Source organism: Microbacterium sp. M4A5_1d (genome assembly GCF_053345465.1).
This window is the reverse complement of record NZ_JBKFAD010000003.1, coordinates 268,592-285,769: the sequence shown is the minus strand read 5'-3', so window position 1 is coordinate 285,769 and position 17,178 is coordinate 268,592. Positions and strand designations below refer to the sequence as shown.

The 17,178-nt window shown below is 69.7% G+C and carries 22 protein-coding genes and 1 tRNA gene; 16 read left to right on the top strand and 7 right to left on the bottom strand.

Annotated elements, in window-relative coordinates:
* The first annotated feature begins 77 nt into the window (after window positions 1-77).
* From ACLBWJ_RS13280 to ACLBWJ_RS13250, 7 genes are all read left to right on the top strand, one after another.
* Window positions 78-278, top strand: coding sequence for a DUF4244 domain-containing protein (locus ACLBWJ_RS13280; RefSeq protein WP_114588405.1), 201 nt, complete (start codon window positions 78-80; stop codon window positions 276-278).
* Entirely contained in the window at window positions 275-613 is a 339-nt protein-coding gene (locus ACLBWJ_RS13275; RefSeq protein ID WP_274178735.1) for a TadE family type IV pilus minor pilin, read from the top strand. Before ACLBWJ_RS13280 ends, ACLBWJ_RS13275 begins: the two co-directional genes overlap by 4 nt.
* On the top strand, window positions 613-930 hold the full coding sequence (locus tag ACLBWJ_RS13270; RefSeq protein WP_274178734.1) for a helicase: 318 nt from the start codon (window positions 613-615) through the stop codon (window positions 928-930). Before ACLBWJ_RS13275 ends, ACLBWJ_RS13270 begins: the two co-directional genes overlap by 1 nt.
* Window positions 931-1,281: 351 nt before the next feature.
* Window positions 1,282-3,987: a type I DNA topoisomerase gene (gene topA, locus ACLBWJ_RS13265; protein ID WP_447660521.1), complete on the top strand. Its 2,706-nt coding sequence runs from the start codon at window positions 1,282-1,284 to the stop codon at window positions 3,985-3,987.
* A complete protein-coding gene (tmk, locus tag ACLBWJ_RS13260) occupies window positions 3,984-4,622 on the top strand; it encodes a dTMP kinase (RefSeq protein WP_447660520.1) in 639 nt (212 codons plus the stop codon). Before topA ends, tmk begins: the two co-directional genes overlap by 4 nt.
* A 75-nt stretch (window positions 4,623-4,697) precedes the next feature.
* Window positions 4,698-5,852: a DNA polymerase III subunit delta' gene (locus ACLBWJ_RS13255; RefSeq protein ID WP_323986109.1), complete on the top strand. Its 1,155-nt coding sequence runs from the start codon at window positions 4,698-4,700 to the stop codon at window positions 5,850-5,852.
* Window positions 5,849-7,402, top strand: a complete 1,554-nt coding sequence (locus tag ACLBWJ_RS13250) for an alpha/beta hydrolase (RefSeq protein ID WP_323986107.1) — start codon at window positions 5,849-5,851, stop codon at window positions 7,400-7,402. Before ACLBWJ_RS13255 ends, ACLBWJ_RS13250 begins: the two co-directional genes overlap by 4 nt.
* Before the next feature lie 108 nt (window positions 7,403-7,510).
* On the opposite strand, the gene ACLBWJ_RS13245 is transcribed toward ACLBWJ_RS13250, so the two are convergent.
* The 4 genes from ACLBWJ_RS13245 to ACLBWJ_RS13230 all read right to left on the bottom strand — a co-directional run bounded on the left by ACLBWJ_RS13245 (window position 7,511) and on the right by ACLBWJ_RS13230 (window position 11,091).
* The gene (locus ACLBWJ_RS13245) at window positions 7,511-8,317 is read right to left on the bottom strand and encodes a nucleotidyltransferase domain-containing protein (protein ID WP_447660519.1); all 807 of its coding nucleotides are present in this window, start codon (window positions 8,315-8,317) and stop codon (window positions 7,511-7,513) included.
* A gap of 119 nt (window positions 8,318-8,436) precedes the next feature.
* Window positions 8,437-9,096, bottom strand: coding sequence for a methionine ABC transporter permease (locus tag ACLBWJ_RS13240; protein WP_181574219.1), 660 nt, complete (start codon window positions 9,094-9,096; stop codon window positions 8,437-8,439).
* Complete coding sequence (locus ACLBWJ_RS13235) at window positions 9,089-10,126, bottom strand: methionine ABC transporter ATP-binding protein (protein ID WP_447660518.1); 1,038 nt, start codon at window positions 10,124-10,126, stop codon at window positions 9,089-9,091. Before ACLBWJ_RS13235 ends, ACLBWJ_RS13240 begins: the two co-directional genes overlap by 8 nt.
* A gap of 68 nt (window positions 10,127-10,194) precedes the next feature.
* Entirely contained in the window at window positions 10,195-11,091 is an 897-nt protein-coding gene (locus ACLBWJ_RS13230) for a MetQ/NlpA family ABC transporter substrate-binding protein (protein WP_447660517.1), read from the bottom strand.
* A 230-nt stretch (window positions 11,092-11,321) separates the two neighbouring features.
* Between ACLBWJ_RS13230 and ACLBWJ_RS13225 the strand changes: the two genes are divergently transcribed.
* A tRNA-Thr gene (locus tag ACLBWJ_RS13225) sits at window positions 11,322-11,394 on the top strand.
* A 59-nt stretch (window positions 11,395-11,453) separates the two neighbouring features.
* Here the strand turns inward: ACLBWJ_RS13225 and ACLBWJ_RS13220 are convergent.
* From ACLBWJ_RS13220 to ACLBWJ_RS13210, 3 genes are read right to left on the bottom strand one after another with little or no spacing between them, the layout of a single operon-like run.
* Window positions 11,454-12,602: a tyrosine-type recombinase/integrase gene (locus ACLBWJ_RS13220; protein ID WP_447660516.1), complete on the bottom strand. Its 1,149-nt coding sequence runs from the start codon at window positions 12,600-12,602 to the stop codon at window positions 11,454-11,456.
* On the bottom strand, window positions 12,602-13,042 hold the full coding sequence (locus ACLBWJ_RS13215; RefSeq protein WP_447660514.1) for an ImmA/IrrE family metallo-endopeptidase: 441 nt from the start codon (window positions 13,040-13,042) through the stop codon (window positions 12,602-12,604). The genes ACLBWJ_RS13220 and ACLBWJ_RS13215 overlap by 1 nt, the downstream gene beginning before the upstream one ends.
* Window positions 13,043-13,062: 20 nt before the next feature.
* Window positions 13,063-13,533: a helix-turn-helix domain-containing protein gene (locus tag ACLBWJ_RS13210; RefSeq protein ID WP_447660513.1), complete on the bottom strand. Its 471-nt coding sequence runs from the start codon at window positions 13,531-13,533 to the stop codon at window positions 13,063-13,065.
* A gap of 77 nt (window positions 13,534-13,610) precedes the next feature.
* Between ACLBWJ_RS13210 and ACLBWJ_RS13205 the strand changes: the two genes are divergently transcribed.
* The 8 genes from ACLBWJ_RS13205 (at window position 13,611) to ACLBWJ_RS13170 (ending at window position 17,175) form a co-directional block, all read left to right on the top strand.
* Window positions 13,611-13,850: a helix-turn-helix domain-containing protein gene (locus ACLBWJ_RS13205; protein WP_447660512.1), complete on the top strand. Its 240-nt coding sequence runs from the start codon at window positions 13,611-13,613 to the stop codon at window positions 13,848-13,850.
* The gene (locus ACLBWJ_RS13200; RefSeq protein ID WP_447660510.1) at window positions 13,850-14,107 is read left to right on the top strand and encodes a hypothetical protein; all 258 of its coding nucleotides are present in this window, start codon (window positions 13,850-13,852) and stop codon (window positions 14,105-14,107) included. Before ACLBWJ_RS13205 ends, ACLBWJ_RS13200 begins: the two co-directional genes overlap by 1 nt.
* The gene (locus ACLBWJ_RS13195) at window positions 14,104-14,526 is read left to right on the top strand and encodes a hypothetical protein (protein WP_447660509.1); all 423 of its coding nucleotides are present in this window, start codon (window positions 14,104-14,106) and stop codon (window positions 14,524-14,526) included. The genes ACLBWJ_RS13200 and ACLBWJ_RS13195 overlap by 4 nt, the downstream gene beginning before the upstream one ends.
* On the top strand, window positions 14,523-15,212 hold the full coding sequence (locus ACLBWJ_RS13190; protein ID WP_447660507.1) for a phage antirepressor KilAC domain-containing protein: 690 nt from the start codon (window positions 14,523-14,525) through the stop codon (window positions 15,210-15,212). Before ACLBWJ_RS13195 ends, ACLBWJ_RS13190 begins: the two co-directional genes overlap by 4 nt.
* A gap of 22 nt (window positions 15,213-15,234) precedes the next feature.
* Complete coding sequence (locus ACLBWJ_RS13185) at window positions 15,235-15,360, top strand: hypothetical protein (protein ID WP_447660506.1); 126 nt, start codon at window positions 15,235-15,237, stop codon at window positions 15,358-15,360.
* A 112-nt stretch (window positions 15,361-15,472) separates the two neighbouring features.
* Window positions 15,473-16,384, top strand: a complete 912-nt coding sequence (locus ACLBWJ_RS13180; protein WP_447660505.1) for a hypothetical protein — start codon at window positions 15,473-15,475, stop codon at window positions 16,382-16,384.
* Window positions 16,381-16,695, top strand: coding sequence for a hypothetical protein (locus tag ACLBWJ_RS13175; RefSeq protein WP_447660504.1), 315 nt, complete (start codon window positions 16,381-16,383; stop codon window positions 16,693-16,695). The genes ACLBWJ_RS13180 and ACLBWJ_RS13175 overlap by 4 nt, the downstream gene beginning before the upstream one ends.
* Before the next feature lie 24 nt (window positions 16,696-16,719).
* On the top strand, window positions 16,720-17,175 hold the full coding sequence (locus ACLBWJ_RS13170; protein ID WP_447660503.1) for a hypothetical protein: 456 nt from the start codon (window positions 16,720-16,722) through the stop codon (window positions 17,173-17,175).
* Window positions 17,176-17,178: the final 3 nt, after the last annotated feature.

The window sequence follows — 17,178 nt, the reverse complement described above, 5'->3', positions numbered from 1 at the left end:
GCGCGCTCACGTCCGACCAGACCCAGACCGTGCCCACCGTGCCCGATCCGAACACTCAACGACAGAACGGAGCGAACATGAACCGATCCCTTCCTCGATTGACGCGAGCGCGCGCTGCGAGGCTCTTCGCCGACGAGTCCGGCGCCGCGACGGCGGAGTACGCCATCGCGACGATGGCCGCCGTCGCCTTCGCGGGCCTGCTGGTGATGATCATGCGCAGCGACGAGGTGCGCGGCATCCTCACCGATCTCGTGCGGCGGGCGTTGACCGTCGAATGAGGTTACGCCGAGACGAGCGCGGCTCGGTGGCCGCCGAGTTCGCGGTCGTCGTTCCGGCGGCGATGCTCCTGGTGCTGCTCGCCGTCGCCGCGTTGGCGGCGGCGGGCACGCAGATCCGGCTCGAGCATGCGGCTGCTCAGGCCGCGCGGCTCGTCGCGCGGGGCGAGGATCCCGGGCGGGCGGCGGCGGTGGTGCAGGCCGCGGCAGGGGGTGCCGTGCTCGACGTGCGATCCGAGGCGGACCTCACGTGCGCGATCGTGACGGCCGATCATGCGATCCCGCTGCCGCTGCCGTCACTGCGCGCGGAGAGCTGCGCGCTCTCCGGAGGGCTCTGATGGCGGGCGTCGCGACGGCCATCGGCGTTCTGGCAGTGACGGCGACGGTCGCGGCGGGCTGCGCCCTGGCGGGAGTCGCGGCGATCCAGTCGGCGCGGGTGTCTGCCGTCGCCGACACGGCGGCGCTCGCGGCGGCCGATGCCGCGCTCGGGTTCGTCGGGGGAGTGCCGTGCGAGCGAGCCGGGCACGTCGTCGCACGGTCGGGGCTCGCGCTCACCGCGTGCGAGGTGGACGGCGTGGTCGCCACCGTCGCGGTCGGGTCGTCGGCCGGCGTATTCGCCGTTCAGGCGCGCGCCCGGGCCGGCCCGCCGGAGTGACTCATTCGATGTCTCGACCGCGGTCGTGAACCCGCCGCCCAGGGGAGCGGCCCGGTCGCCTCAGCCACCGGGCCTGGCCGAGTGGGACTGATCAGGAACCGCCGGCTTGCTGCGATCGTAGGAGGCGCCCGGCATCCCGCGCGTGCCGGTCATCCGCAATGCGTGATTCCCGGCTGAACCCCGTCGCATCGTGCCGTCGCAGACGGGCCTGTGAAGGGTGTATTCCGCGTGCCCGCGCGCGCCCGCGCGGCTCGTGAGTCCTGGCATGCCGACGGGAGGATATGGCGCGCCGTTCCCAGCATCCTCCACCGTGTGGCGCGTGTATGGTGTGCGCTGGAGAAAGGAAGACTCGTGGCAGGCGGCAAGAAACTCGTCATCGTCGAGTCCCCGACCAAGATGAAGTCGATCCAGGGCTACCTGGGCGACGAGTACGAAGTGCTCAGCTCGGTCGGGCACATCCGGGACCTCGCTAAGAAAGAGGACATCCCGGCCGACAAGAAGCAGGCGTACGGCAAGTACTCCATCGACGTCGAGAACGGCTTCGATGCGTATTACGTGGTCAGCGATCGCAAGACCAAGACCGTTGCCGAGCTCAAGCGCGCCCTGAAGGACGCCGACGAGGTCCTGCTCGCCACCGATGAAGACCGCGAGGGCGAGGCGATCGCCTGGCACCTGCTCGAGGTGCTCAAGCCCAAGGTCCCCGTCAAGCGCATGGTCTTCCACGAGATCACCAAGGACGCGATCCGCGCGGCCGCCGACAACACCCGCGAGCTCGACCTCGCACTGGTCAACGCGCAGGAGACCCGCCGCGTCCTCGACCGCCTGTACGGGTGGGACGTCTCGCCCGTGCTCTGGCGCAAGATCGGTTCCGGCCGCGACGGCCAGGCGCTGAGCGCCGGCCGCGTGCAGTCCGCCGCCACTCGCATGGTGGTCGAGCGCGAGCGCGAGCGGATGTCGTTCGTCTCGGCGTCGTATTGGGACATCGAGGCCCACGCGGCGAAGGACGGCGGCTCGTTCTCGACCCGTCTGGCACGTCTCGACGGCGCCCCGCTGGCCCGCGGCACCGACTTCGATGACACCGGTTCGCTCAAGAAGGCGGTCGTCGTCCTCAGCGAGAAGGATGCCCGCGAACTCGCCGCAGCGATCGAGAAGGCCGCCACCGCCGCCGTCACCGCGGTCGAGGCCAAGCCCGGAACCCGCAGCCCCAAGCCGCCCTTCACGACCTCCACGATGCAGCAGGAGGCCGGCCGCAAGCTCTCGATGAGCGCCAAGCACGCGATGAGCGTCGCCCAGCGTCTCTACGAGAAGGGCTACATCACCTATATGCGTACCGACTCGACCGCGCTCTCGGCGCAGGCCGTGACGGCCGCGCGCACGCAGGCGGTCGCGCTGTACGGTGACCGTGCGGTTCCCGCGAGCCCGCGCTCGTACCGCAACAACGCCAAGAACGCCCAGGAGGCGCACGAGGCGATCCGCCCGTCGGGCGAGGAGTTCCGCACGCCTGCATCCGTCGCGTCCGGTCTCGACCGCGACGAGCAGCGCCTGTACGACCTCATCTGGAAGCGCACCGTCGCCAGCCAGATGTCCGACGCGAAGTACGAGACCACGACCGTCACGCTCGAGGTCGACGCAGCCGGCAAGCGGGCCGCTTTCACGGCATCCGGCACCGTCTACACCTTCAAGGGCTTCCTCGAGGCGTACGAAGAGGGCAACGACGAGAAGCGCGGCGACAACGACCGCTCCGCCGACCAGTCGCTGCCGGCCGTCGCCGTGGGCGACGAGCTCGCGCTGTCGGATGTCGAGCCCAAGGGGCACGCGACGAGCCCCAAGCCCCGCTACACCGAGGCGAGCCTCGTCAAGGCGCTCGAGGAGAAGGGCATCGGCCGTCCGTCGACCTTCGCGAGCATCATCGACGTCATCCTCGAGCGCGGCTACGTCACCAAGCGTGGCCAGGCGCTCGTCCCCAGCTGGCTCTCGTTCAGCGTCGTGCGGCTGCTCGAGCAGCACTTCTCCGACCTCGTCGACTACGACTTCACGGCCGCGCTCGAGGACGACCTCGACGCCATCGCCCGGGGTGAGCAGGCGCGCGAGGCGTGGCTGAAGGAGTTCTACTTCGGCTCGGACAACCACGTGGGCCTGCGCAACATCGTCGAGAACCTCGGTGACATCGACGCCCGCGAGCTCAACGCGACGCCCATCGGCGACGTGGCGACTCTGCGGTTCGGCAAGTACGGGCCGTACCTCGACGTCCCCGTCGGCGAGGGCGAGACGCGCATCGTCAACGTTCCGGACGATCTCGCGCCCGACGAGCTGACGCCCGAGAAGGCGCAGGAACTCATCGACGCTCCCGTCGCCGGTGACCGCGTCCTCGGTGAGAACCCCGAGAACGGCAAGCTCATCGTCGTCAAGGACGGACGCTTCGGCCCCTACGTGCAGGAGCTCGAGCCCGAGCCCGAGGAGACCGTCGACGAGGCGACCGGTGAGGTCGCCCCCGCCAAGAAGAAGACGACGAAGAAGAAGGAATCGGCCCCCAAGCCGCGGACCGCGTCGCTCTTCAAGTCGATGAGCGTCGACACGGTCGACCTCGAACAGGCGCTCAAGCTGCTGTCGCTTCCTCGCGTCGTGGGCGTCGACCCCGAGTCGGGCAACGAGATCACCGCGCAGAACGGCCGCTACGGTCCGTACCTGAAGAAGGGCACCGACTCGCGCACGCTCGCGAGCGAGCAGCAGTTGTTCGACATCACGCTCGAGGAAGCCCTCGCCGTCTACGCGCAGCCCAAGTACGGCGCTCGCGCGGCGTCCAGTGCGCTCAAGGAGTTCGAAGCCGACCCCACCAGCGGCAAGCCGATCAAGCTCAAGGACGGCCGCTTCGGTCCCTACGTCACCGACGGCGAGACCAACGCGACGATCCCGCGCGGTGAGAACGCCGAAGAGGTCACGTTCGAACGCGCCGTTCAGCTGCTCGCCGACAAGCGCGCTAAGGGACCGGCGCCCAAGCGCAAGGCGGCGGCGCGCAAGACCACGACGACGCGCAAGCCCGCGGCAAAGAAGAAGTGACCGGCTCCGCCGACCGCGGACTCTGGATCACCCTCGAGGGCGGCGACGGGTCGGGGAAGACCACCCAGGCGACCGCTCTCGAGGCCTGGCTCCGCGAGGGCGGACGCGAGGTCGTTCGCACGCGCGAGCCGGGCGGCAGCGACGTGGGCGTGCTCATCCGCGACATTGTCCTGCACCACCGGGGAGACATCGCTCCGCGCGCCGAAGCCCTGCTGTACGCCGCCGACCGCGCTCACCACGTCGCGACCGTGGTCCGTCCGGCCCTCGTACGCGGCGCCGTCGTCGTGCAGGATCGGTACCTCGATTCGTCCGTGGCCTACCAAGGGGCCGGGCGGGTCCTGGATGCCGGTGAGGTGCGCGACCTCTCGCTGTGGGCCACCGACGGCGCGCTGCCCGACATCACGGTGCTGCTCGACCTCGACCCCGCCGCCGCCCGAGCACGTCTCGACGCCGACGACAAACCGTTCGACCGGCTCGAGGCCGAGAAGGCCGATTTTCACGAGCGTGTGCGCACCGCCTTCCTCAGGCTCGCCGCCGCGGAACCCGAGCGGTTCCTCGTGCTCGACGCATCCCGTCCGCCGGTCGACCTGTCCGTCGAGATCCGCGCACGCGTCGAACGTTCGCTGCGCGGCTGAGTCGGCGCGGGCGGCGGACTGTGGCCCGCGCGGCGCGGGGTAACCGAGGTCGGGGGCTCCCCGTAGGCTGGACCCATGACCGCCTCCGCTCCGCTCGCGCCGCCGTGGGGCGAGGTCTGGGGTCAGGACTCGGCCGTCGCGGCGCTGCAGGCCGCGGCATCCGACCCCGCGCAGCTCGCGCACGCCTGGCTCATCACGGGACCGCCCGGCTCGGGGCGTTCGACGCTCGCGCACGCGTTCGCGGCAGCGCTGATCGCCGAGCCGGGGGATGAGGGCGCGATGCGGCAGGTCCTCGCGGGCACGCATCCCGATCTCACGGCCCTCCGCACGGAGGGCGTGGTCATCTCCATCCGTGACGCCCGAGCGCTCGTCGAACGGTCGTACTTCTCGCCGTCTCTCGGTCGCTACCGCGTCATCGTCGTCGAAGACGCCGACCGGATGGTCGAGCGGACGAGCAACGTTCTGCTCAAGGCTCTCGAAGAGCCGCCAGAGCAGACGGTCTGGGTGCTGTGCGCGCCGAGTGATGCCGATCTGCTGCCGACGATCCGCTCGCGCGTGCGGACACTGCGACTGCGTGAGCCCGACGTGGTGGATGTCGCACGGCTCATCTCCGCGCGCACGGGCGTCGACGAAGCGGTGGCCGAGCAGTCCGCTCGTCTCGCCCAGCGCCACATCGGTATGGCTCAGCGCCTCGCGACGGATGCCGCCTCTCGGGAGCGCCGCGATGCGACGCTGCGCGCGGTACTGGCGGTGCGCGGGGTGTCCGACGCCGTCGAGACGGCCGGTCGCATCGTGAGCGCCGCGACGGAAGATGCCAAGGCTCTGACGGCCGAACGCGACGAGTCCGAGCGCGAGGCGCTCCGGCGTACGCTCGGGGTCGCTCCGGGTGCACCCGTGCCGCCCGCCGTGCGCGGTCAGCTCAGCGCGCTCGAGGACGAGCAGAAGCGTCGGGCGACGCGCAGCCTGCGCGACGGCATCGATAGGGTCCTCACCGATCTCGAATCGATGTACCGCGACACGCTGATGCTGCAGTTCGGCCGGGAGGGCGACCTCATCAATCGCGAGCTGACGAGCGAGCTCGCCGCTCTCGCGTCGGCATGGACTCCCGACCGCACGCTCGTCGTGCTCGATCGCATCTCGGCCACCCGGAGCGCCCTCGAAGGCAACGCGGCCCCCCTGCTCGCCCTCGAGAGCATGCTCATCACCGTCGCCAGCGGAAGGACACCGTGAAAGCTCCCCGTCGTCTGGTCACCGTCATCGCGATCGCCGCGGCCACGGTGACGGTCCTCACCGGATGCGTCTTCAAGGGAAGCTCCGATCAGGCCTCGCCGGCGCCGAGCCGCACACCTGTCACCGAGGGCGTCTCAGCGGATCTGATGCCGTTCTACGGGCAGGAACTCGAATGGGAGTCCTGCGTGGGCGCCGACTCGGGTTCATACGATTGCACGACGGTGCGCGCGCCGCGTGACTGGAACGATCCGTCCGCGGGCGAGATCGAGCTCGCGGTCGTGCGGCGGGCGGCGGGATCGGGCGAAGCGCTCGGGTCGCTGCTGGTCAATCCCGGCGGTCCCGGCGCGAGCGGGTACGACCTGATCGCCGACAGCGCCCAGTTCGCGGTCGGGTCAGTGCTGGCCGACGCCTACGACGTCATCGGGTTCGACCCGCGCGGCGTGGGCCGCTCGAGCGCCGTCGCGTGCTTCGACGCCGCGGGCACCGACGCCTACTTCTTCGACATCCCGGCCGCCCCTCGCGGTACGCCCGAGTGGGAAGCGGAGTTGACCGCCCGCAACGAGCAGTTCGCCGCCGCCTGCGACGAGAACAGCGGCGGCATCCTGCCCTTCATCACGACCGAGTTCGCCGCGCGCGACATGGATCTGCTGCGTGCGGTGCTCGGCGACGAGAAGCTCAACTACCTCGGGTACTCGTACGGAACCTTCCTCGGGGCGACCTACGCCAAGCTCTACCCCGAGAACGTCGGGCGTCTCGTGCTCGACGGTGCGATCGACCCGAGCGTGTCGTCTCTCGATGTCAGCGCCACCCAGGCGGTCGGCTTCGAGTCGGCGCTGCGCGCGTTCATGGCGGCCTGCATCGAGGAAGAGGACTGCCCCTTCCGAGGGAGCGTCGATGACGCGATGACCGACCTCGGGACGCTGCTTGCGAGCGTGGACGCCTCGCCCCTGCCGGCATCCGACGGTCGCCGGCTCGGCGCCGACTCGCTCATGACCGCGATCATCGCCGCGCTGTACTCGCAGGACAACTGGCCGATCCTGCGGCAGGCTCTCTCGCAGACGCTGGCGGGCGACCCGCAGACGGCGTTCCTGCTCGCCGACTTCTACTACGCGCGCACGCCCGATGGGCAGTACTCGGACAACTCGTCCGAGGCGTTCCGCGCGTACAACTGCATGGACTACCCGGTCGAGAACGACCCCGAGGCCGAGGCCGCGTCGAAGGCGCGCCTCGCGGTGGAAGCGCCGACGGTCGCACCGTACTGGGAGGGCGTCGACGCCTGCGCAGTCTGGCCGTACCCGCCCACCGGTACCCGCGGCGAGATCACCGCCGACGGTGCCGCGCCGATCGTCGTCGTGGGCACGACCAACGATCCCGCCACTCCGTACGAGTGGTCGGAATCGCTCGCCGATCAGCTCGCCTCGGGCGTGCTCGTCACGCGAGAGGGCGAGGGGCACACCGGGTTCCAGAAGGGCAACTCGTGCGTCGACGACGCGGTCGAGGCCTTCTTCCTCGACGACACGGTGCCCGAGGACGGCCTCGTCTGCCGCTAGGTCTCTGCTCCCTCGGCATCCCCCCCAGCTCCCAGCTTGCCGCGCGAGGTCCCAGTTCGCCCGGGAACGGGGCCGCTGAAACCGGCCCACGTGGGACCTCGGCGGTGGTCAGGACGGGCGAGGCAGGGTCCGGAGCATCTCGACCGCTGCCCGCGCGCCCTCGGGTGAGGCGTTGAGCGCGCTGAGAGCAGCGGCGACCCGGATGTCGAAGTCGGCCGGGGCCGAGATCAGACGAGAGACTCCCGGGACGATGCCCTTCTCGTTGATCGCCCAGGCTCTGGCGTCGGCGTGCCACGCGTACCCGAGCCGCACGGCCGCGTTGCTCAGGCAGAGACTGAGGTAGGCGGTGTCGCCGCGACCAGCGACCTTCGCTGCGGCGTCCACGAGGAAATCCACCTGCCACAGATCGTCGAGGAAGGCCTGCCGCAGCGGCTCGGGGTAGGGAATGAGGGCAGCGGAGCTATCGCGCAGGAAACCCGCGCCATCCACGAGCGGCTTCGCGAGCGCGACCTCGCCGGCGTATGCGACGTCCAGGAACCCGAATGGATGCCCCGGCTGTGCGTGGAAGGCGAACTCGCCGCGGCGAGCCCTCGCGACCTGAGCTCGAACGCGGTCGGCGTCGCGGATGATGACGTCGACGGGCATTCCCGCGATCGTCGCCCACGCGCCGCTGTCCACCCACGGGCCCCAGCTCCCGGCCGGTCCGATGGTGACCGACGTCCCGGCCCAGCGAGACACCGACGCGGAGAGGACGCCGCGGTCGAATGTTCGCCCGTCGACGTAGACGCCGAGATCGACGTCCGAGCCGGCGGCATGCGTGCCGCGCGCGCGGCTGCCTCCGAGCGCCACCGCGACCACGCCCGGCGTCGCTGCAACATCACGCGCGATGCGAACCAGATCGGCATCCGAAAGCATGCCGCCAGGCTAGCCCCCGCCCCCGAGGTCCCACTCGGGCCGGGAATGATGCCGCCATACCCGGCCGAACTGGGACCTCGACGGGCGCGGACCCCGCCCAACGGGGACCTCGGCGGGTATCAGCGTCGAAGGATGCGGCGCGCGAGGGCGTTGCCGAGGAACTGTACGCCCTGCACGAGCAGGATGATGATGATCACGGCCGCCCAGGTCACCCACGGGTTGAACTGACGGAAGCCGTTCACCAGCGCGAACTGACCGAGGCCACCCGCCGCGATCGCGCCGGCGACCGCGGTCATGTCGACGAGCGCGACCACGATGAAGGTGTAGCCGAGCACGAGCGGTCCGAGCGACTCGCGGGGGACCAGCCGGAACAGGATGCGCGAGCGGCTCGCACCGGCGGCGCGGGCAGCCTCGATCACCCCAGGGCGCACCGTCAGCAGGTTCTGCTCGACGATGCGTCCGATGGCGAACATCGACGCGATCGAGATCGCGAAGACGGCGAACTCGATGCCGATGCCGCGGATGCTGAACGCGCGGGCGAGCGGCTGAACCGCGGCCATGAAGATGATGAACGGGATCGGCCGGAACGTGTTGACGATCACATTGACGATGCCGAACACGACGCGGTTGGGGAACAGGCTGCCGGCCCGGGTCGCGTACAGTGCGAGGCCGATAAGGAAGCCCGCGATACCGCCGAACACGAGGCTCAGCGTGATCATGTAGAGCGTCTCGGCCGTCGCCGGCCAGAGGTCGGGGAGCAGGTCGATGAGCCTATCCACGGGAGTCCTCCTCGATGAGCGGTGCGTGGGCGGATGCCGCCGCCACGGCACGGTCGACGGCGTCCTTCTCACCCGACAGAGCGAGGGTCAGATGGCCGAAGACGCGACCGCGGATGTCGTTGATGCCGCCGTGGATGAGCTCGAACCGTACGCCGTGCGACGACAGCGCCGCGAACACGTCCGCCTGCGGCGACTCGCCCTCGCGGATCGTGAACGTGACGATGCGGCCGGGATGCCGGGCGCGAAGTGCCGCGAGCTTGTCGCCCGTGGGCGCCTCATCGATGATGCTCGCCACGAAGCGGCGCGTGGCGTCGTGCGACGGTGCCGAGAGAACGTCGAACACGTCGCCGCTCTCGATGACGCGTCCGTGCTCCATCACGACGACGCGGTCGGCGATCGCGCGGACGACTTCCATCTCGTGGGTGATGACGAGGATCGTCACGCCGAGCTCGGTGTTGATGCGCTTCAGGAGGGCGAGCACCTCCTGGGTCGTGTCGGGGTCGAGAGCGCTCGTCGCCTCGTCGGCCAGCAGGATGCGGGGGCTCGTGGCCAGCGCCCGCGCGATGCCGACGCGCTGCCGCTGCCCGCCCGAGAGCTGTTCGGGGTAGTTCTTGGCCTTGCCCGAGAGCCCGACGAACTCCAGCAGTTCGGCCACGCGTTGTTTGACCTCGGCACGCGAGCGTCCGGCGACCTCGAGCGGGTACGCCACGTTGCCCGCGACAGTTCGCGAGTCGAACAGGTTGAACTGCTGGAAGATCATGCCGATGTCACCGCGCAGGGTGCGCAGCTCGCGCTCGCGGAGTCCCGTGATGTCGCGGCCGTCGATCTCGACGCTGCCGCTCGTCGGCGTCTCGAGGGCGTTGACCAGGCGCAGCACCGTGCTCTTTCCCGCGCCGGAGTACCCGACGATGCCGCACACGGTTCCGGCCTCGATCTCAAGGTCGACGTCATCGACCGCGACGACGGGCTCGCCGCCCTTGGTGGACGGTGGGAAGCGTTTGGTCACGCCGGACAGGCGGATGAGGGTCATGCGGGGCTCCTCGAACGGGACATGCGTGTGCGGCCCGTCCGGGGGAGCGGGCCGCACACGCGGGGATGTCACTGGTTGGCGCGGATGTCGTCCTCGACCTGCTTCAGGGCGGAAGCCAGCTCGTCCTTCGGCGTCTTCACGAGCACGGCCGAGCCGCCGGACGCCTCCTGCAGTCCGTCGGTGACCGCCTGGGTGTCCTGGAAGATCTCGACGAGCTTCTGGTAGGTCGGGTTGTCGGCGTCCTCGGCCTTCGCGGCGAAGATGTTGATGTACGGCTGCGCGCTCGGGTCGCTGGGGTCGTCGGTCGCGAGCGCGTCGTCGAACTTCAGGCCGGCATCCTCGACGAAGTCGTTGTTGATGATCGCGGCGGCGACATCGGGCAGCGACGTCGCGGTGAGGGCGGCGTCGAGCGCCTCGACCTTGACCTTCGAGCCGGGCTCGACGTCCGCGGTCGTCGAGAACACCGTGCCGCCGTCCTTGAGCTCGATGAGGCCCTGCGCCTGCAGCACGAGCAGACCGCGGGCCTGGTTGCTCTCGTCGTTGGGGACGGCGACGGTGGCGCCTTCGGGGATGTCGTCGACCGAGTCGTACTGCGTCGAGTACAGGCCCAGCGGGTAGGTCGCTGTCGAGCCGACGGCCACGAGGTCGTCTCCCGCGTTCACGTTGTAGGTCGCGAGGTAGATGATGTGCTGGAACTGATTGAGGTCCAGCTCGTCGGCCGACAGCGCGGGGTTGGGCTGCGTGTACTCGGTGAAGTCGACGATGTCGACCTCGATGCCTTCCTCGGCCGCGGCCTCCTTGTAGGTCTCCCAGTAGGGGTCGCCCGCGCCCACGACGCCGATGCGCACCGGGCCGTCCTGCGCGGCGTCACCGGCGTCGCCGGCGCTGGCGTTCGACGCGCACGCGCCGAGCAGGAGGGTCAGGGGGAGGGCCAGGGCGGCCGCGGTCAGAAGTCGCTTGGACATGAGTGGTGCTCCTCGGATCGGGCACCGCGGGGCGGTGACCCGCCCGTGCGCGACCGGGGTCGCGCTCGCCTCATCGCGGTGCCCTCCGACGGTAAGCGCCACGGGTGGACGGGGAGTAATCGTCGCGTAACACGGCGTCTCCCGATATAAGGGCGTCGGCCGCGCCCCCGGTTCGCGACGGGGTCGGAGACCATGTAACATTGCTGATCGTGCATCGCACAGCGACGCGCGCCGCCTTAGCTCAGACGGCAGAGCGATTCACTCGTAATGAATAGGTCAAGGGTTCGATTCCCTTAGGCGGCTCAGAATAGAAGAGGCCCCGATCCCGTGGAAACACTGGGATCGGGGCCTCTTCGCTTGTGTCAGGCGAGGGCGCTTGCCCACGGTTTGCCCACACTCGCAGCGCGGGTCGCGGCATCCATCCGGTCGGCGACCGCCTCGAGGTCGTCGGGGAGCAGGTCGGCGTACGTGTCGAGCGTCATCGACGCCGACTCGTGGCCGAGCATGTGCTGCACGGCCTTGACGTTGGCTCCGGTGCTCACGGCGATCGAGGCAGCCGTGTGGCGGAGGTCGTGGGGCGTGATGCGGGGGAAGGTCGGATCGGCTGCTCGAGCGCGCGAGACAGCTCCCTCGAACCACCCAGTGCCGACGCGCGAGGGGCGGAGGTGCACGAGACCGTCGCCGAACAGCAGCGCCTCGGGCCCTTTGCCAGCGGTTAGCTGCACCAGGTACGGCTCGAGGAACTTCGGGTAGGGCACGTGCCGGTGCTCGGAAGACTTCGGCGTGCCGAGGTGGATGACCCCGTCGACCTGCACAGCGTTCTCCTCGACGTGCAGCCGGCGGCGCACCGTGTTCAGGTGGCGCACTCGCAGCGCGGTCGCTTCACCCCATCGCAGACCGGTGTAGGCGAGCACGAGCACGAGCGCTGGGTAGCGTGCCTCGGCCGCCAGCGCGTGCACCTGGTCGATCGACAGGTACGAGCGCCCCGGCTTGCGCTTCTGCTTCTTCGGGAGGTTCTTCAGCCCACGGGCGGGGTTCTTCTTCATGCGGCCGTCGTCGATCGCCATGTCGAGGATGCCGGCGAGCACACCGAGGGCGCGCAGCACGACCGTCGCCGACTTGCCCGGGCGCTCGCCGAGGGGCTGGCCCATCGTGGTGACCCACTCCTGCACCTCTGAGGGAACGATGCTGCGGATCTCGCGCTGTCCCCATCGCGGTTGCACGTGTAGGCGCCACGCGATCGCGAGCGGCTCGTAGGCCGAGGGCTTCATCGCGGGCGGTCGCTTGCCGGCGAGCCACCGGTCGGCGAGGTGATCGACGGTGACGCGCGAGAGCGCGGGGTCGATGTAGTCGCCGACGGCTTTTGCGATCGTCACCGAGGCGAGGAAGATCTCCGCTTCACGCTTCGTCTTGAAGCCCCGCTTGTCCGTCTGCCTGTGGTCCGGCTTCCGGTAGCGAACCCGGTATCGCGGGCCTGCCGCGGTGGGGTATTTCGTGATCGAGCCGGCCATCAGGCCACCTCGTGCCGGTGGGTCCACATGCCGGTTCCCATGTGCGGGTCGAAGTAGATGCGGTCGCCGAGGCGCTGCAGCATGCCCCGGTAGACGGACAGGATCTCGGGGGCGACGTCCAGGTCGTGAGCCATGGAGGGCTCGTGGCCGTCACGCAGTCGCTCGACCTCGATGTAGTGCTCGTGGTCGATGAGGTGCTGCGCGGCCCATTCGTTCGCGTGTCGCTCCTGTCGGTAGCGGACGGGTCCGAACTCCGTCGGTCGATGTTCGAGCACGTGGTGAGCGATTTCGTGTGCGAGCACCGACCGGGCAACGCGTCGCCGCATTCCGGGCTGCAGCCGGATCACGCGATCGCCAGGGCGGTATCCGCCGGTGTGCTGGCCGTACGCCTCGATGACCGTGAGCCCGAGCTCGTCGGCGAGCTTGAGTAAGTCGTCCATGCGCCGTGGTCCTCCCCAGGTCAGGCGTCGTAGCTGTCGTCCGTCTCGTCGTCGTTGTGCGCGATCGGTGATGCGACCTCCGCAAGATCCTTCGTGGTGCCACCGACATTGCGGCCGAAGCGGCCTTCGATCACGTTGTCGTCGCCCATCGCAGGGTCGGCGTCGGTGACGCGGCGGAGCACCCTCTCGCCCTTGCGTGACACCACCTCGTAGCGCGGCACAAGACGACCCTCGAACGCAGCGGCTTCGGGAAGCTGCACGCGAGCGAGGAGCTCCTCCGGGTCGAGGTCGAACATCTCGGCCAGCAGCTCGAAGTCACGGAGCGTGAAGACGAGTGTGCCCGTGATCCTCTTCGCGGTGTAGGTCTTCGACATCCCGATCGCCTGAGCGACGTCGTCGTACGACAGTCCTCGCTCAACGATCTGTCGTTGCACGTACCGAGCGACGTCCTGCGCCAGCCCGGTCGCTTCTCCTTGCGATCCAGCAGCCATGCGGTCAGCGTACCCGTTTAAGGACACGGGACCCGTCGGAGATTGCATTTGTGCCTCACTAGGGTTACCGTGCCTGTATGGGAACCACGACGAAGACCGCCTGGTGGCAGCGTGTGGCCGACGGCCTCAGAGTCGAGCTGCTCGTCCAAAGACGCGAGGTCGGCGACCTCGCAGCCGCGCTCAAGCGCAGCCGCAACTACGTCTCTCGCAGACTCAACGGCCACGAGCCCTTCAACATGGCGGAGATCGAGACCGCCGCGGAGTGGCTTGAGGTGTCCGTCGAGCAGCTTGCAAGCGAGCGCAAGGTGCAGAGCTGATGTCGAACGTCTCGACGATGAGAACGGCGGCAGCTCAGCCCAACACCGAAGACACCGTGTGGATGTCGCCCCGCGACGTCTGCAACATGCTCCCTGGCGTGACCCTCGACATGCTCAAGGCTCGTCGCAAGCGCCTGCAGGACCCGCCCTTCCACAAGCCCACCGGCCACGACGGCAACGTGGTGCTCTACGACCGCGAGGACATCATCGCGTGGGTCAAGGGCAGCCGCGTCAAGACCCGCGGTGACGCAGCATGACCGCCCGTCACCCCCTCAGCTCCTCGGTTCCCCAGACCGAGGCCCCGGCGCGCACCCCCAGCGCGCCGGCACCCGACGCGGTCCCCAACGCGTCGACGGTGGCCGCACCCGCCCCCCTGGGTGCGGCCACCCACATCACCACCCGCGAAGCGCTGGCCGCGTCCGCCGTCGGCATCGCGATCGCGCTTGCCGGTGTCGCGCCCGCCGCGGCTACCGCAGACTCGGGCGCCGGCATCACCCCGACCGGTGACGGCATCCTCGTCGTCGCGCTGCTCGTGGCCGTCGCGCTGCTCGTCGTGGCGGCTCTCCTGCACGGTCGTCCGCGTCGAGCCCGTCGGGTCGTCGAGTCGGGGTGCTGTCTCGTCGAGCACGGCCCCGCCGATGACGACGAGATCGCTGCCGGCGTGGGGGAGCGGTGAGTGCCGTGGTCGAGCTGCAGCAGCCCCGCCAGCTCATCCACCGGGTCGACGGCCGCGACCTCCGTGTCCTGGTCGACCGCCCGTACGTGTACCTGTCGCGTGACGACGTCGAGGCGATCGCCGGTATCCCGCCGTGGGGGACCGGTGATCTCCTCGTCGTCGACGACGAGCACTCGATCGACGTCGGCGGTGTGACTTACATCCCTCTCGATGCCGCGGTGAACCGCATCCGCGACGACGCGAACGATATCGAGCAGGCCCACGACTTCATGGAGTGGCTCGTCGCCGAGCTCCCGCGCCTTACCGCCGCCGAGACCCTCGCCGCCGCCGAACGCCCCGCCGGCACCGTCGTCGGTTCCTACACGGTCGCCGCGGCCGCGAAGCACCTCGCCGACCGGCTCGGCATCCGCCTCGGCCGCGACGGCCTCTTCGACCACCTCGACCGCCTCGGGTGGATCGAACGCAACGACGCGTCCTCGCACTGGATCATCACCGCCCACCCCCACAACCAGGGCTACCTCGTCGTCCACGCCGTCAGCGTCGGGCCGAAGGGCCGCAACAAGGCCCACCGCTACCTGCAGATCTACGTCACCCCGACCGGGCTGGCCGAGCTCGAGCGCATCCTCGCCGACCTCGCGCCACCCGCAAAAGCACCACCGCTGGTGCCCGCGACCCTCTTCGACTGACCGACCTCCTCAGGAACCCACCATGAGAACCCACAACCCCGACACCCCCACCGTCCGCGACTGGATCACCGCCGCGGTCGCGGCCCCCGCCATCGTCTTCGGCATCCCCGCGCTCGCCGAGCTCACTGTCCGAGTGGTGCTCCGATGATCGACGAGCCCTTCGACTACGCCCCCGACACCGCCGCGACCGCGTGGGCGCATGTCGCCACCGTCTCCGGCGCCATCGCGGTTGGCAGCCTGATCGCCGCGGTGGTGTTCGCATGACCGGCCGCGACCAGGTGTGCCCGCCTGACCACAAGCACGCCGAGACGCTGAGCTGCTACACCGCCCATAAATGCGGCTGCCAGCCGTGCCGGGACCACAACACCGACCACGCACGCCGTGTGAGCCGACTCAAGCTCTACGGGCGGTGGGACAACGGCCGCACGCCTCTCGGCGCCGTCCGCGTGCACATCATGATCCTGCAGCGCTTCGGGTACAGCCACGCTCAAATCGCCCGAGCAGCCGGCATCGAGGCGCGAACCGTCTGGCGCTGTATGAACGACCGGTCGACCTGGATGCGTGGCCGCATCGCCGCCGCGATTCTCTCCGTCGCGCCCACCATCGACGACCTCGACCCGGGCACCCTTATCCCCGCCACCGGCGCCGTCCGCCGCGTGCAAGCGCTCGCGTGCCTCGGATGGACCGGCGCCGCGATCGCCACCGCCGCGGGGCTCCCGAGATCGACGGTGCGCACCTTCCAGCGGGAAGGCCGGCAGATCACCGTCGCCGTGCACCGCGCGATCGATGCCGCCTATGAGCGCATGTGGAACCAGCCCGCACCGGCAGGCACCACTATCCAGCGCCGCGACCGCACCGCCTCAATAAAACGCGCCGCCGCCGGCGCTTGGACGCCGCCCCTCGGTTGGGACGACATCGACACCGACCCCGAACCGCAGCAGGGGGAGGACGCCGGCGTCGACGAGATCGCGATCGCTCTCGCCGTCGACGGCCAGCCTGTACGACTCACCCGCGAGGAACGCCACATCGCCCTCCGCGAGCTTCATCGCCTCGGCCTCTTTGACCCCGAGCTCTCCGCCCGCCTCGGCGTCGACGTCAAGACCATCGAACGCGACCGCCGCTTCCTCGGCCTTCCCGCCAACTACTGGAACGAACACGAGGCCGCAGCATGAACCACCGCAGATGGCTCGTCCGCCGCCAACCCGCACGCAAGCAGACGTTCGGCGCGACCCGCCGCGACGTCCTCACCTGGACCGTCCGCCCCTACTACTGGGTCCAGCCCACCGGCGCCGACGAGAAGCCCGTCCGCGTCTGGATGGGACCCACCGTCGAGCTCGGCGCCCTCACCGCCGCCGTCAACTACGCCCGCGGCGTCTGCGCCCTCCACTACTACCCCCGCGGCCACCACACCCGCCCCGCCGCCGACACACCCACCCGCGCATCCCGCAACGAGTTCGACCGCGCGCTCGCCGAGCGTCGCTGAGCCCTGACCGAAGGAACCCACCCCATGTCACGCATCTACCTCGCGTCTTCCTGGCGCAACACCCTGCAGGTCGAGACCCTGTTCCGCCTGCGCACCGACGGCCACCAGGTCTACGACTTCCGCAACCCCGACCTCCCGTGGGGGTCGCTAAGCGCGGGCGACGACTCTGGAGGCTTCCGCTGGTCCGACATCGACCCGGCCTGGGAGTCGTGGAGCCCGTGGTCGTTCACGCAGGCGCTCGCCACCGACACTGCCGCCCGCGGCTTCGCGAATGACTGGGACGCGATGGAGTCGTGCGACCTCGGCGTGCTCCTTCTCCCGTGCGGTCGCAGCGCTCACCTCGAAGCCGGGTACTTCGCCGGCCACCCCGACAAGTCGCTCCACATCCTCATCCCGGGCGAGCTGCCCGAGCCCGAGCTCATGTACCTCATGGCCGACGGCATCCACCTGACCATCGAGTCGCTGCTCGCAGCGCTCTGACCG

Excerpts from the sequence above, each read along its gene's own strand:
- ACLBWJ_RS13280 (WP_114588405.1), top strand. The coding sequence starts at position 78 with ATGAACCGATCCCTTCCTCGATTGACGCGAGCGCGCGCTGCGAGGCTC.
- ACLBWJ_RS13275 (WP_274178735.1), top strand. The coding sequence starts at position 275 with ATGAGGTTACGCCGAGACGAGCGCGGCTCGGTGGCCGCCGAGTTCGCG.
- ACLBWJ_RS13270 (WP_274178734.1), top strand. The coding sequence starts at position 613 with ATGGCGGGCGTCGCGACGGCCATCGGCGTTCTGGCAGTGACGGCGACG.
- ACLBWJ_RS13255 (WP_323986109.1), top strand. The coding sequence starts at position 4,698 with ATGACCGCCTCCGCTCCGCTCGCGCCGCCGTGGGGCGAGGTCTGGGGT.
- ACLBWJ_RS13245 (WP_447660519.1), bottom strand. The coding sequence starts at position 8,317 with ATGCTTTCGGATGCCGATCTGGTTCGCATCGCGCGTGATGTTGCAGCG.
- ACLBWJ_RS13235 (WP_447660518.1), bottom strand. The coding sequence starts at position 10,126 with ATGACCCTCATCCGCCTGTCCGGCGTGACCAAACGCTTCCCACCGTCC.
- ACLBWJ_RS13230 (WP_447660517.1), bottom strand. The coding sequence starts at position 11,091 with ATGTCCAAGCGACTTCTGACCGCGGCCGCCCTGGCCCTCCCCCTGACC.
- ACLBWJ_RS13220 (WP_447660516.1), bottom strand. The coding sequence starts at position 12,602 with ATGGCCGGCTCGATCACGAAATACCCCACCGCGGCAGGCCCGCGATAC.
- ACLBWJ_RS13215 (WP_447660514.1), bottom strand. The coding sequence starts at position 13,042 with ATGGACGACTTACTCAAGCTCGCCGACGAGCTCGGGCTCACGGTCATC.
- ACLBWJ_RS13210 (WP_447660513.1), bottom strand. The coding sequence starts at position 13,533 with ATGGCTGCTGGATCGCAAGGAGAAGCGACCGGGCTGGCGCAGGACGTC.
- ACLBWJ_RS13205 (WP_447660512.1), top strand. The coding sequence starts at position 13,611 with ATGGGAACCACGACGAAGACCGCCTGGTGGCAGCGTGTGGCCGACGGC.
- ACLBWJ_RS13200 (WP_447660510.1), top strand. The coding sequence starts at position 13,850 with ATGTCGAACGTCTCGACGATGAGAACGGCGGCAGCTCAGCCCAACACC.
- ACLBWJ_RS13195 (WP_447660509.1), top strand. The coding sequence starts at position 14,104 with ATGACCGCCCGTCACCCCCTCAGCTCCTCGGTTCCCCAGACCGAGGCC.
- ACLBWJ_RS13185 (WP_447660506.1), top strand. The coding sequence starts at position 15,235 with ATGAGAACCCACAACCCCGACACCCCCACCGTCCGCGACTGGATCACC.
- ACLBWJ_RS13180 (WP_447660505.1), top strand. The coding sequence starts at position 15,473 with ATGACCGGCCGCGACCAGGTGTGCCCGCCTGACCACAAGCACGCCGAG.
- ACLBWJ_RS13175 (WP_447660504.1), top strand. The coding sequence starts at position 16,381 with ATGAACCACCGCAGATGGCTCGTCCGCCGCCAACCCGCACGCAAGCAG.
- ACLBWJ_RS13170 (WP_447660503.1), top strand. The coding sequence starts at position 16,720 with ATGTCACGCATCTACCTCGCGTCTTCCTGGCGCAACACCCTGCAGGTC.